Source organism: Nesterenkonia flava, assembly GCF_031432335.1.
GTDB lineage: Bacteria > Actinomycetota > Actinomycetes > Actinomycetales > Micrococcaceae > Nesterenkonia > Nesterenkonia flava.
Genome location: NZ_JAVKGT010000016.1, coordinates 54,615 through 67,396 on the forward strand (window position 1 = coordinate 54,615; position 12,782 = coordinate 67,396).

14 protein-coding genes, 1 pseudogene and 1 other annotated feature are annotated in these 12,782 nt (G+C 64.1%); of the genes and pseudogenes, 10 read left to right on the forward strand and 5 right to left on the reverse strand.

All coding sequences use genetic code 11. The features are described from left to right. Positions 1 to 60: 60 nt before the first annotated feature. The 8 genes and pseudogenes from mbhE to RH857_RS07615 all read left to right on the forward strand — a co-directional run bounded on the left by mbhE (position 61) and on the right by RH857_RS07615 (position 7,155). Positions 61 to 2,892 carry a hydrogen gas-evolving membrane-bound hydrogenase subunit E gene (mbhE, locus tag RH857_RS07580; RefSeq protein ID WP_310537370.1) on the forward strand — a complete coding sequence of 944 codons (2,832 nt, stop codon included), beginning with the start codon at positions 61 to 63 and terminating at the stop codon, positions 2,890 to 2,892. Next, positions 2,889 to 3,329 (forward strand): sodium:proton antiporter, encoded by a 441-nt coding sequence (locus RH857_RS07585; RefSeq protein WP_310537371.1) that lies wholly within the window; start codon positions 2,889 to 2,891, stop codon positions 3,327 to 3,329. The genes mbhE and RH857_RS07585 overlap by 4 nt, the downstream gene beginning before the upstream one ends. Continuing rightward, on the forward strand, positions 3,326 to 4,897 hold the full coding sequence (locus tag RH857_RS07590; protein WP_310537372.1) for a monovalent cation/H+ antiporter subunit D family protein: 1,572 nt from the start codon (positions 3,326 to 3,328) through the stop codon (positions 4,895 to 4,897). Before RH857_RS07585 ends, RH857_RS07590 begins: the two co-directional genes overlap by 4 nt. Beyond that, on the forward strand, positions 4,894 to 5,289 hold the full coding sequence (locus RH857_RS07595) for a Na+/H+ antiporter subunit E (RefSeq protein WP_310537373.1): 396 nt from the start codon (positions 4,894 to 4,896) through the stop codon (positions 5,287 to 5,289). Before RH857_RS07590 ends, RH857_RS07595 begins: the two co-directional genes overlap by 4 nt. Beyond that, positions 5,286 to 5,636, forward strand: coding sequence for an MrpF/PhaF family protein (locus RH857_RS07600; protein ID WP_310537374.1), 351 nt, complete (start codon positions 5,286 to 5,288; stop codon positions 5,634 to 5,636). Before RH857_RS07595 ends, RH857_RS07600 begins: the two co-directional genes overlap by 4 nt. Then, positions 5,633 to 5,992: a monovalent cation/H(+) antiporter subunit G gene (gene mnhG / locus RH857_RS07605; protein WP_310537375.1), complete on the forward strand. Its 360-nt coding sequence runs from the start codon at positions 5,633 to 5,635 to the stop codon at positions 5,990 to 5,992. The genes RH857_RS07600 and mnhG overlap by 4 nt, the downstream gene beginning before the upstream one ends. Before the next feature lie 50 nt (positions 5,993 to 6,042). Beyond that, positions 6,043 to 6,456, forward strand: a pseudogene (locus tag RH857_RS07610) (undecaprenyl-diphosphate phosphatase); the annotation flags it as partial. 216 nt (positions 6,457 to 6,672) lie between these two features. After that, positions 6,673 to 7,155, forward strand: coding sequence for a DDE-type integrase/transposase/recombinase (locus RH857_RS07615; protein WP_374761134.1), 483 nt, complete (start codon positions 6,673 to 6,675; stop codon positions 7,153 to 7,155). Between the two features lie 85 nt (positions 7,156 to 7,240). Here the strand turns inward: RH857_RS07615 and RH857_RS07620 are convergent, their stop codons facing one another. The 5 genes from RH857_RS07620 to RH857_RS07640 form a co-directional block, all read right to left on the reverse strand. Beyond that, on the reverse strand, positions 7,241 to 7,519 hold the full coding sequence (locus RH857_RS07620) for a metal-sensitive transcriptional regulator (RefSeq protein ID WP_310537376.1): 279 nt from the start codon (positions 7,517 to 7,519) through the stop codon (positions 7,241 to 7,243). Positions 7,520 to 7,594: 75 nt separating this feature from the next. Continuing rightward, positions 7,595 to 7,954 carry a thioredoxin family protein gene (locus RH857_RS07625; RefSeq protein ID WP_310537377.1) on the reverse strand — a complete coding sequence of 120 codons (360 nt, stop codon included), beginning with the start codon at positions 7,952 to 7,954 and terminating at the stop codon, positions 7,595 to 7,597. Between the two features lie 17 nt (positions 7,955 to 7,971). Beyond that, positions 7,972 to 8,727, reverse strand: a complete 756-nt coding sequence (locus RH857_RS07630) for a sulfite exporter TauE/SafE family protein (RefSeq protein ID WP_310537378.1) — start codon at positions 8,725 to 8,727, stop codon at positions 7,972 to 7,974. 16 nt (positions 8,728 to 8,743) lie between these two features. Then, complete coding sequence (locus RH857_RS07635) at positions 8,744 to 9,325, reverse strand: rhodanese-like domain-containing protein (RefSeq protein WP_310537379.1); 582 nt, start codon at positions 9,323 to 9,325, stop codon at positions 8,744 to 8,746. A 29-nt stretch (positions 9,326 to 9,354) separates the two neighbouring features. Then, positions 9,355 to 10,740: an MBL fold metallo-hydrolase gene (locus RH857_RS07640; RefSeq protein ID WP_310537380.1), complete on the reverse strand. Its 1,386-nt coding sequence runs from the start codon at positions 10,738 to 10,740 to the stop codon at positions 9,355 to 9,357. 206 nt (positions 10,741 to 10,946) lie between these two features. On the opposite strand from RH857_RS07640, the gene RH857_RS07645 reads away from it, so the two are divergent. Next, positions 10,947 to 11,243: a transposase gene (locus RH857_RS07645; RefSeq protein WP_310537381.1), complete on the forward strand. Its 297-nt coding sequence runs from the start codon at positions 10,947 to 10,949 to the stop codon at positions 11,241 to 11,243. A gap of 42 nt (positions 11,244 to 11,285) precedes the next feature. After that, positions 11,286 to 12,443, forward strand: coding sequence for an IS30 family transposase (locus RH857_RS07650; RefSeq protein ID WP_310537382.1), 1,158 nt, complete (start codon positions 11,286 to 11,288; stop codon positions 12,441 to 12,443). A gap of 24 nt (positions 12,444 to 12,467) precedes the next feature. After that, positions 12,468 to 12,594: a sequence feature (AL1L pseudoknot), on the forward strand. Positions 12,595 to 12,782 lie beyond the last annotated feature (188 nt).

The window sequence follows — 12,782 nt, forward strand, 5'->3', positions numbered from 1 at the left end:
CCGCGAATGTGCAGCGCTACCAGGACGACACCCCGCCGAACCTGACGGAAGGACGTGCTGTTGACGCTGCTGTTTGGGCTTATCACGATGATTGCAGCAGTGCTTCTTGCGCGGCCGTTGTCTTATCGGTGGGGCCGCAATGCCGGGTATCCCATCGCAGGACTGTTCCTAGTCTCCCTTGCGCTGGTGCTCAGCAATGCGCCCGAGGTGCTGGCCGGAGAGACAATCACTGGTGAGTGGATGTGGATTGAGAGCTTCGACATCGCTCTGCGGCTGCATCTGGACGGGCTGAGTCTGGTCTTCGCGGTCCTCGCCCTGGGTGTGGGTGCGCTGATTATGTCCTACTGCGCCCGCTACCTCAGCGAGGAATACGACCACGGCAGGCTCTACATGCTGCTGAGCCTGTTCGCCACCGCCATGCTGGGGATGGTCCTCTCTGCGGACATCATCACCCTGTACGTCTTCTTCGAGATCACCACACTGTGCTCCTTCTTCCTTATCGGTGCCCAGGGCTTGCATCAGGCCCGGCCGGCCACCCGGGCCTTCGTGATCACCATTTCCGGCGGGCTGGCGCTGCTGGCCGCGGTGCTGCTGCTGTGGCAAGTCACCGGCACCACCAATCTCACTGAGATCCTCGACGACGCCGGCACCGTCACCTCCTCCCCCTACGCCCCGTGGATCGGCGGACTGATCATCTACGCGGCGATGACCAAGTCCGCCCAGTTCCCCTTCCACTTCTGGCTGCCGGATGCCATGGTGGCTCTCACCCCGGTGAGCGCCTACCTCCACGCCGCCACCATGGTGAAGGCAGGGATCTATGTGCTGATGCGCTTCTCCCAGCCCTTCACCGACTTCTGGTGGTGGACCACCGTGCTGGTCGCCGTCGGACTGATCACCACGGTCATCGGGGCGGTCTTCGCCCTGCAGCAGCATGACCTGAAGGCGCTGCTGGCCTACTCCACGGTCAGTCAGCTGGGCTGGATCGTCGCGCTGATCGGCGTTGGGACCCATGATGCCCTCGCCGTGGCGGGACTGCACACTTTCTCCCACGCGCTGTTCAAGGCCACCCTGTTCATGCTGGTCGGCGTCATCGACAAGGAGGCCGGCAGCCGCGACATCCGTGAGCTCTCCGGGCTCTACCGGGTGATGCCCTTCACCGCGGTGCTCACCGCGCTGGCAGCCATGTCCATGGCAGGGCTGCCGCCCTTCCTGGGCTTCGTCTCCAAGGAGAAGGGCTACTACGCTTTCCTGGAACTGCCCGGGCACTGGGGCTGGATCGTCAGCGCGGTAGCCGTAGCCTCGGCAGCGGTGACCTTCGCCTACAGCTTCCGCCTGCTGTGGGGCGCCTTCGCCGGCCCCACCCAGCAGCGTGGCCTCTACGACGCCGCCCCCGCCTTCCTAGCCCCGGCCGCTGTCACCGCTGTGGCCGGGCTGCTGCTGGGCCTCTTCGTGGCCTACCTGAACCCATTGTTCGACCGCATGGTCCAGGCCACTGTGCTCACGGATGAGTCCCACCCCGGACTGAGCCTGCTGCCGGACTCGATCGCCTCCCCCGCACTATGGATGTCGACAGCCACCATAGTGTTCGGTCTCGTACTCTTCCTGGCACGGGAGCCGGTGGACCGCGCCCTGCAGCGCCTAGTCCTGCCCGTGACCGGGGTGAAGGTCTACGACGCCGCCTACGCCGGGCTGCTGCACCTCTGCGACCTGGTGGCCCGTCCGGCCCGCTCGGGCGCGCTGGCCCCTCATCTGCTCTGGCCGCTGGGAACAGTCGCCGCCCTGGCGGCGGCGGTCCCCTTTCTGGGCCGGCTCGAGGTCACTCAGCCACCAGTGTCGCGCCCTGAGGACTGGTTCGTCGTGGGACTGACCGTCCTGGCCGTCGTGGGGCTGTGCGTGACCACGTCCAGAATCGGAGCAGTGGCGATGATGGGGGTCATCGGGTTCTTGGTAGCCGGCTGGTTCATCCTGCTGGGCGGAATTGACCTTGCCCTGACCCAGATGACAGTGGAAATCCTCACCGTGGCGGTGGCCGTGCTGATCCTGCGCCGGTTGCCGGAGACCTTCTCCCCGGTGGGCATGATGCGCCGCGGAGGGGCCGCCGTCGTCGCCGTGGTCCTCGGCCTGGCCGCCGGAGCCGCCACGCTGTTCCTCACCGGGCGGCCGGAGGCCACCAACGCCGCCCAGTGGTACATCGATGAGACCGAGGAGGCCGCAGGGGGCACCAACCTGGTCAACTCGATCCTGGTGGACTTCCGCGGCCTGGACACCTTCGGGGAGATGACCGTGCTGGCCGTGGCCGCTATCGGCCTGTTGGCGCTGCTGCGCGGGGAAGCACCGGCTGATGAGAAGGCCCGCACCATGGACCTTCCCGGGGACAAGACGGTGCTGAACACCGCCCGGAAGATCCTGGTGCCGCTGATCGCCGCTGTTGCCCTGTGGCTGCTCTGGCGCGGTCACTACGAGCCCGGCGGAGGCTTCGTCTCCGCTCTGGTGGCTGCTCTGGCGGTGGTGATCGCCCGCCTGCCCCGATCGGCAGACTACCCTTCCCGGCTGCGGCCCATCGCACTATTGGCCGCCGGGCTCATCGTGGCCATTGCAGCCGGAACCCTCGGACTGATCCAGGGCTCCTTCCTGAGTCCGATCACCGGCAGCATCGAGATCGGTTCCTTCTACCAGGGGCTGACCACCTCGCTGATCTTCGACCTCGGTGTCTTCTTCGCCGTGCTCGGACTGGTGGTTGCCGCCCTGGACCGATTCACCCGTGGCGCCGTGCCACACAGCGACTGGTTGGACCCCGCCGCGGCACCCCCGCCTGATGCAGCAGAACCCCGCACTGACCAGTCACAGCCCGCTGACAATCAGCCCACCGTTGCGGAAGGAGGACCCCGATGAGCGCCGTCATCTTGGTCACCGCGCTTGTGGCAGGAGGGGTGTACCTGATCCTGCAGCGCGGACTGGTCCGAGCGGCACTGGGTTTCGTGCTGCTCGGACACGCCGCTAACATCATCATTCTCGCCGCCGGGGGCCAGCGGGACCGCGAACCCGCCTACGTCGGGGAGGACATGCCCACCGATGGGCTCTCCGACCCGTTGGTGCAGGCCTTCACCCTCACCGCCATCGTGATCACCTTCGCGCTGACCGTCTACCTCTTCGCCCTGGCCGGTCACGGCGGAGACGAGGACGGCAAAAGCTCAGACGCCGAACCATCAGATGCCGATGAGGACCACGGCACCGTCGTGGATGCCCCATCCACTTCAGGAGAACCTGTAGGCACTACCAGCACCGGGGATCAGCCGACCGGCCGCACCGACGGAAAGGAGCACGCATGAACCCCGAAGTGCTCGCCGCCACGCTGCCTGCCTTCCTCTGGCTACCCATTCTCACCGCCGCCGTGACCCTGCTGGCTAAGAAATCGGAGAACCTGCAACGGTTCCTCGCCCTCACCACCCACGCCCTGATCCTGGGCGGTGCACTGATCAGCATCGCTGCGGTCAGCGACGGGATAGTGATCGCCGAACAGGTCTCCGGATGGGTTCCGGGGATTTCCATCCCTTTCGTCCTTGACACCTTTGCCGGGCTGATGCTGGCCGTGGCCGCCCTGATGGTGCTGGTCTGCAGCGTCTTCGCCATCTTCACCGGCGACGACGCTGATCCCTATTTCCACCCACTGGTGCTGGTGCTCTCTGCGGGGGTCTATGGAGCCTTCCTCACCGGCGATCTGTTCAACCTGTTCGTGATGATCGAAGTCGCCCTGATCCCTTCCTACGTGCTGCTGACCCGCAGTGGCAAGGCAGCGGCGATGACCGCCGGGAGGATCTATTTCGGCGTCAACCTGCTGGTCTCAACGGTGCTGCTGGCCGGGATCGGGCTGGTCTATGGTACCGCCGGGACCGTAAATCTGGCAGAATTGGCCGGTGCGGCCACCGAGTCGCCCGCCGTCGCACTGGCCACCGGGGTGGTGCTGCTGGCCTTGGGGGCGAAGGCCGCCCTGGTCCCGGTCCACACCTGGCTGCCACGGTCCTACCCCTTCGCCTCGGTGGCAGTCACCGCCCTGTTTTCCGGGCTTCTGACCAAGATCGGGGTCTACGGGATTTTCCGGATCTATGGGTTGGTCTATGAGGGCACCGGGCTGGAGACCGTCTGGTTGGTCGTGCTGCTGGCTACCATGATCATTGGAGTCTTCGGTGCCCTGGGCGAGTCCAGGATGCGTTCGATCCTCAGCTTCCATATGACCAGCCAGGTCGGCTATATTATGCTGCCTCTGGCTTTCTTCGGGCCCCTGGGGATGGCAGCGGGGATCTTCTTCATGATCCAGTACATCATTGTGAAAGCCGCCCTCTTCCTCGCCTGCGGAGCTGTGGAGCACCACGCCGGTACTGGCAAGCTCTCGCAGCTGGGTGGCTATGCCCGCCGGGAGCCGTGGCTGGGGTTGGTGTTCATCTTGGCGGCCCTGTCCTTGGTTGGTGTCCCGCCACTGTCGGGCTTTGTGGGGAAGATGTCGCTGATCCACGCCTCCCTGGAGGCCGGGCTCTACCTGGCCGCCGCCTGCGCCGTAGTGGTCAGCCTCTTCACCCTGCTGTCGATGCTCAAAATCTGGAACGGAGCTTTCTGGGGGTCTGATCCCGAACCGTCGAAACAACGAGTCCTGACTTCCTCATCGTCGACCGCTCCGGATGCCACCGACCCCTCTGCGGGCAGACTGCGCCGCAAGTTCATTCGGGCTGCGCCCACCAGCCTGCACCGCGTCCCTCGTCGGCTGATCATGCCAGGTGCGGTACTGGTGATCTGCACCGTGGGGATCGGATTGGGCGCACAGGCGCTCATGGACCTGGCTATCACCGCAGCTGAAGGACTTACCGATACCACCACCTACACCGAGGCGGTGCTGTACCCATGACCAAAGCCCTGATCAAGACCTTCAGACGGCTCATCCGGCTTCCCGGCTTCCTGATGTGGTTCATCTGGGAGATGCTTCGGGCCAACTGGCAGGTCGCCGCAGACATCCTCACCCCCGGAAGCTCACTGACACCGGCGATCGTGGCCTACCAGACCCGGGGGCTCACACCGACGGAGGTTACAGTGCTGAGTAACCTGATCACCCTCACCCCCGGCACGCTGACCATCGATATCGACGAGCCCTCCGGCCAGGGTGAAATCCTTTACGTGCTGGACCTCTACGCACCTCGCACACCGGAAGACTTCCACGCCGAACTCCACGAACTGGAGAACAAGCTACTGAGCATCACCCGCGTCAGCACAACCGGCGAGCAGAAGGAGGCACGCCAATGACACCTCGAGAACTCATCACCTTCGAGATCCTCGGCATGCCCATCGGCTGGGCCGCGCTGGCACTGTTAGTCCTTACCGTCCTGCCGGCCATCTACCGGGCAGCACGCGGCCCTGCTGAGGCTGACCGCGCCATCGGCGCTGACCACGTCTTCTTTGTCCTCGTCGCATCCCTGGCCATGCTCGCCCTGCTCTGGGAGCGCCATCTGCTGGTGGACCTCGTTGTCGTCGTGACCCTGATCGGGTTCATCTCCGCACTGATCCTGGGGCGCTACCTGGGCCGCAGCCGATCCGCAGCAATAACCACAGAGACTGCAACAACCACGACCTCGGCAGGTGATGCCGAATGAGCGCCCTCGACCTCCTGGAGACGGCACAGGCCATCACAGGGGCAGCCCTACTGGCTGGTGGTATCGCGCTGTTCGTGGTCGCTGGCGTAGGTCTGGTCCGGTTCCCCGACCCTTATACGCGCTTGACCGCTGTCACCAAATCTGGAACCCTCGGCCTGGTGCTGGTACTGCTGGGCGTGATGGTCACCGACCCCGGCCTGGCCACCGGCATCAAACTCGGCCTGGCCATCCTGCTGCAGCTGCTCACCGCCCCTATCGGCGGACTCGCCCTCAGCCGCGGAACGTTCCGCTCCGGAGCCGCTCTGCCGCGACCCTTGCAGTACGACGAAATGAGCAAGCACCGCGGCAACCTATAGATACCGCGTCAGAGGGTCAGTAGGTCATGGGTTACCGGTAAAGTCACCGGGTGCTATGGATCGAAGCGATCATTCTCGGCCTGGTCCAGGGGCTGACTGAGTTTCTCCCCATCTCCTCCTCCGCCCACCTGCGGATCGTGGGGGAGTTCCTCCCCGGCGCCCAGGACCCGGGCGCGGCGTTCACCGCCATCACCCAGCTCGTCACCGAAGCAGCCGTGCTGGTGTTCTTCTGGCGCGATATCGTCCGTATCCTGAAAGCGTGGTTCGCGGCCATGTTCGGGCGCGGCTCCCACAATGACCCCGACGCACGGATGGGCTGGCTGATCATCGTCGGCACCATCCCGATCGTGGTGCTCGGGCTGCTGCTCGAGGGCTACATCATGTCCACGTTCCGCAGCCTGTGGCTCGTGGCGACCATGCTCATCGCCTTCGGCATCCTGCTGGGCTTCGCCGACCACATCGGCACGTTCGGCTACCGATACCTCGCTGACCAAGCGCGGCGGGCTGGGTGGCCGATGAGCCGGAAGACGGCGTGGAAGTTGTGTTCTCAGGCGGGGATCCTCTCGTCCGCGCAGCCCCGCCGGCGCGGGAAAGGTAAGAAGGCAGGCCCGCCCGTGTTCGATGACCACGTGAAGCGGGTCTTCCGCGCCGAGGCACCGAACCGGGTGTGACTGACCGAGATCACCGAGCACCGCACCACCACCGAGGGCACGCTCTACTGCTGCGCGATCAAGGACGTGTTCTCCCACCGCATCCTCGGTTACTCGATCTCGCATCGGATGACCGCGAAGCTGGCCGTCGACGCCGTCGGCAACGCCCTCACTCGGCGCGGTGAGGTTGCCGGGTGCATCCTGCACCCCGATAGGGGCAGCCAGTTTCGAAGCAGGGCGATGGCTCGCCAGTTGCGACTTCACGACATGGTCGGCTCGATGGGCCGCGTCGGCGCGGCCGGCGACAACGCGGCCATGGAGAGCTTCTGGTCCCTGCTTCAAACGAACGTGCTCAATCAGCAACGGTGGACGAGGCGGCAGGAGCTGCGGCTGGCGATCCTCGTGTGGATCGAGAGGAAGTATCACCGCCAGCGAGCCCAGGACACCCTCGGCGGCTTGACGCCCATCGAGTTCGAAGCGAAACTAACCGAGCCGCTCACGCTCGCGGCCTAAACCGAACCTGTCACCAGTTCGTTCCTCACGCCCGAGGTCGACAACGTTGACACCCGTAGGACGTTTAGGGTTGGGCCGGATTGCTTCATGAAAGAGTGAGGAAGAGTTTTTCGAGTTCCTCCACGGTGAGGCCGTCCTCTTCTTCGGCCGCCGATTCCGGGTCTGTGATGCAGTACTGCATGGCACCGGAGACGATCATGAAGCCAGCACGATCAAGGGCCGTGGATACTGCGGCCAACTGGGTGACGACCTCGCGGCATGAGCCGTTGTTCTCCACCGAATTGATGACCGAGTCCAGCTGACCTCGGGCACGTTTGAGCCTGTTAAGGATCTTGCGCTGAGTCTCCGCGTCTGCGTTACGCATGTGGGTCCTTCCGGTGCCTTGGATCAGAGAATGAGGATACGACGAATGATAGTCCCATGATTCTGCAGGACGGGGTCAGCCGGAAGCGAGCTGGGTCCGGACTTCGTTCATATCGAGGGCTTTGATGGACTCGATAAGTTCGTGGAGACCAGCCGGGGCCAGAGCGCCGGGCCGTGAGTACACCAACACGCCGTCGCGGAACGCCATCAGTGTAGGTACTGAGGTGATCTTCGCAGCTGAGGCCAGGGCAGGTTCGGCCTCGGTGTCCACCGAGGCGAACATGATCTCAGGATGTTCGGCAGCGGCACCTTCGAAGACCGGGGCGAAGGCGCGGCACGGGCGGCACCACTCGGCCCAAAAGTCCACCATGACGACGCCGTCCTGGTGGATGCTGCTGGCGAAGGTGTGCTGGTTCAGGGCATGGACAGTCGTCATGATGAAGTTCCTTCTGTTTAGGTGAGTTCCAGGGTGAGTACAAGCCCGCCCATGATCAGGACAAAGATTCCGAAGGCCTTGCGCAGGCCACCCTCTGGAATGCGATCGGTCAACTGTGACCCCAGCAGTGCTCCGATGACTGCTGCGCCGGTGACCAGCAGGATGAGTGGCCAATCCAGGGTGACGGCAGTCAGGTAGCCGCCTAGGCCGGCCACTGACTTCATGGTGATCACCACCAGGGAGGTGCCCACTGCTGCGGACATGGGCAGGCCGGCGAGCAAGGCCAAGGCGGGAACCACGAGGAAACCGCCGCCTGCACCCACCATGCCCGTCACCAGGCCGACGATCAGCCCGTCGGCCAGGATGCGCCACCTGCGCAGGGAGGAGTGCTCCCCACCCGGAGAGGATGTAGGGACCGCCTTCCGGCCGCGCAGCATGGCCGCTGCGGTGACAAGCATCATCAGGGCGAAGGCGATCATCAGCACCGTTCCAGGGATCCGGCTGCCGATCAGTCCTCCGGCGAAGGCGCCGAACATGCTGGCGGTTCCGAACAGCGCGCCGATCCTCCACCGGACGTTGCCGCGGCGTGCATGGCTGATCAGACTCACTGCTGAGGTGACAGCGACTACGAACAGTGAGCCCGCGACTGCTTCCCGCGGCTCCATCCCGGCCACATAGGTCAACAGCGGGACCGCCAGGATGGAGCCGCCGCCACCCAGCAGGCCCAATGAGACACCGATGAGCACTGCTAGGCCGACGATAACTACAGTCACAGGCTCCATGGAGGTCTCACAGTGTGCCGGTGATGTCAGGAATATCCCGAAGCGCGGACTCCAGGGTGGGGTCTGCTGCGGTTCTGTTCCAGGGCATCCGGCTCAGCGCGTAGGACATGCCGCAGGTGTTGGTCGCTGCGGCGAAGATCAGCCCAGAGCCGACGCCGAAGGAGAGCCACTTCAACTTCGGGCTGACGAAGTGGCTGGCGAGGATGCCCGTAGCCACCAGGACCCCGGCTCCCATGCGGACTTGTCGTTCCATCTCCCATCGTTGGGTTCCCCGCATCAGCTCTCCGCCTGCCTGCACATAGGCGTTGATGCCGCCGTTGAGCATGTGGAGGCGGTCAGTCCCCGCTTGGGACAGGGCCTGTGCGGCCTGCTGGCTGCGTGCACCAGATTGACACAGCAGCATGACCTCCTCTGGCAGTGAGGAGGCCACAGCGGAGGGGTTCTTCTGGAGCAGATCCAGCGGAAGGTTTCGTGAACCCTTGATATGAGCAGCTTCGAATTCCGCTGGTGTGCGGACATCGATGAGTACTTGAGGTGCAGAAGGGTCGCCCTGAAGCAGATCCTCAGGAGCACAATATGTGACAGTCATAGTCAGCCTTTCGTCAGTGGAGTAGGAGATCAGCGGTCCGTGTGCTCAAGCCAAGCGTTGTAGCTGCCTTCCAACTCGAGGACCCGGTAGCCCTCTCGACGAAGGGCGCTGGCCGCGACGGAGTTGCGCCTCCCGGATTGGCAATAAGAGATGATCGTGGCGTCCTTTGGCAGCTCGTCCAGGTGCCAGAGCACCTTGCCGGCGCTGAGGTTCTGCGCCTTGGGGATATGGCCGTTTGCGTACTCAGAGGCGTTGCGAACATCGAGCAGCACATCCGCCTCGACTGCGGCGAGCTCCTCCGGGGGGACGGTTGCCGGGATGAGCCTCGGAAGGCCCTCGAGACTGCTGATGTAACCGGCATGGTGATCAATCCCGACTCGGATCAGGTGGGCCCGTAGTCGATGGGCCTCATTCTGATCGGCGGCCAGCAGCACTAAAGGCCGGCTCTCCCGCTCTGGGTCATAGACCCAAGCGGCAAAGCTGGCAGGCTTATCACCGGGGATATTCAGAGCCCCAAGCGCGGTGCCGGTATGCACCTGCTGGTGGGGGCGGGTGTCGACCACGATGAGCTCATCGGTCTCCACCCCGGCTGCCACCTGATGGGCCGGAAGTTCCTCCAGATCTGACATCCGGCCCAGGATCGCAGGACCCGTCTTATTCTGCCGCTTCATCCGCCCGAAATAGGCGTGAGCATCCGGCTGGCCCTCCAACAGCTGCTGGACGAATCCCGCCTCATCGTCGTTCTCAAGATAGCGTGACCACCAGGCATTGGCACGCTCATAGCCCACTGTCGTGGCCGGCAGAGCACCCAGCGATTTTCCGCAGGCACTACCTGCACCATGGCCGGGGTAGACCAATACGTGGTCTTCCATCCCAGCAAAGACATTCTTCAGACTGCTGAAGAGCTGCTTCGCTCCCTCATACCGGGTATCAACACCGCCCGCAGCCTCATCCAGCAGATCCGGCCGCCCGAGCTCGCCGGCGAACACGAAGTCACCCGAGAGGACGTAACCCGGCTGATCACTGAACGCACCATCAGTGATCTCGAAGACCAGGTGTTCCGGAGTATGGCCAGGGGTATGCCGAGCCTTGATAGTGATGTTTCCAATAGTGATCGCATCACCGTCATAAAGGCGATGGGCAGCGAACCCGTATTGCCAATCATCGTCGCCTTCGCCGGAGACATAGAGCTCGGCGCCCGTCGCCGAAGCCAGCTCTCGACTTCCCGAGAGATAGTCGGCATGGATATGAGTCTCAGTGACGGCCACGATCTTCATCTCGTGGCGTCGAGCAAGATCCAGATACTCGGCGATGTCACGGCGAGGGTCGACCACCACCGCCTCATTCTCAGCCTGACAGCCGATCAAGTAGCTGGCCTGTGCCAGATCTTCGTCATAGATACGTTCCAACAGCATTGCGCCTCCCATGAATAGCTCCTGTATACCCCCGGGGGTATGCAGGCATTCTTGCACATACCCCCTGGGGTATACAAGAAAGCCCCCTTTATCGCCCCCGTACTAGGTCGGGGTGCCATCCACCTGACCGACCACGCCTCTTGCAGATCGAGGGGGACTGAAGCGCCCTGGGTTTCGTTCCGAGTCTCTCGAAGGAGAATCGGAACATGCCAAAGAAGTTCAGCCCCGAGTTCCGGGACCGTGCAGTGCGGATGGTCTTCGACCGCCAAGCCGCTGAAGGCGGGCCCCGGGCAGCCTCGATCCGTGTCGTAGCCCACTCCTTAGGGTGCGGCCCTGAGACGCTGCGAAACTGGTGCAACCGCGCTCTGCGAAACCACCAGGCCCTGGTCGATGCTCCGCCTGCCGGGGAGTCCCCTGAAGAAGAGGTCCGACGGCTGCGCCGGGAGTTAGCAGAAGCTCAGCGGGCCAACGAGATCGGCGGATTCAACCGGTCAACGCAATGAGTGCTGTGAGATGAAGCAGACGCTGATCTCGGGAGGCATCGATTGCAGGGCAAACACGGTCATCTCAGTCGTGAGCAGAAGCAGCTCGCGGTCCGTCTCCACTCGAAGGGGTGGCGGCTCATCGACATCGCCCGCGAGGTCGGGTGCACCGCGCCCATGGTCGGGAAGATGGCGCGGGAGGGACGACACCTCGACGGGAAGCCATTCGGGTGGGAGCCTCGCGACGGGCAACTGACTGTCCTCGATCGAGAGCAGATCCTGGTCGGGCTCGCCCGCGGTGACACGCTCACCGCGATCGCTCATGGCCTGGGCCGAGCGGTCTCGACCATCAGTCGTGAGGTCAAGCGTGGCGGCGGTCGCGAGGAGTACTCCGCGTGGCGGGCGCATCAGGACGCCCGCGAGCAGGCCCGTAGGCCGAAGCCGTTCAAGCTTGACGGCGGACGGCTGCTCGAGGTTGTCACGACGCAACTGGAGCAGCTGTGGTCCCCGCAGGAGATCGCCGCCCGCCTACGGTTGGAGCATCCCGACGACCCGGAGATGCACGTGAGCCACGAGACGATCTACCAGTCCCTGTTCGTGCAGGGGCGCGGGCACCTGCGTCGCGAACTCGCCCGCTGCCTGCGGTCGGGACGTGCGGCCCGTAAGTCGCGGACGGCGACTGACCGGCGCGGTCGGCTGCCGGGGATGGTGATGATCAGCGAGCGACCCGCGGAGGTCGAGGACCGTGCGGTCCCTGGGCACTGGGAGGGCGATCTCATTCTCGGCGAGAACAGTCGTAGCGCGGTCGGAACCCTCGTCGAACGCAGCACCAGGCTCACGCTCCTGCTGCATCTGCCTGAGGGCAAGAGCGCCCAGCAAGTGGAGGTGGCGATGCGCGAGGCGATCACCGCCCTGCCGTCGTCGCTGGCGCGGACGATCACCTGGGATCAGGGTGCGGAGATGGCCAAGCACGCCGAGTTCACGACGGCGACCGGGATCCCGATCTACTTCTGCGACCCGCACTCCCCGTGGCAGCGCGGCAGCAACGAGAACACCAATGGGCTACTCCGCCAGTACCTGCCTAAGAGCACCGATCTGAGCGTCGTCACCCGCTCGGAGTTGACAGCGATTCAGGACTCACTCAACAGCCGGCCACGCAAGACCCTCGGATATCTGACACCATCGGAGAAGTTCGCAGAGCTCGTTGCGACCACCGGTTGAATCCGCCATCTTGAAGAAGGCCTCGGCGTTTTTCGCCGCGGAACTCGACCGCCGCACGACGAGATGATCCGCTTCATCGACGAGCACAAAGATCTTTTCGGGGTCGAGGCCATCTGCCGCATATCGGACTCCTGCAGAGGTCGAGGCCTCGTACACTCAACACATGACGGCCGCGCCCGCGGTGGTCTAAACCCCGGAACGAAACTCAGGCCGCTTCAACGCTGTGCGGTCTGCTATCGGCACACTCGCACGCGGACAACGTCGTCGCGGAACTCAGCGGGGTAGGTGGCACGTAGCGGGAGTTGGAAGCGGTGGTCTGCGTAGTTGTAAGCGACATTC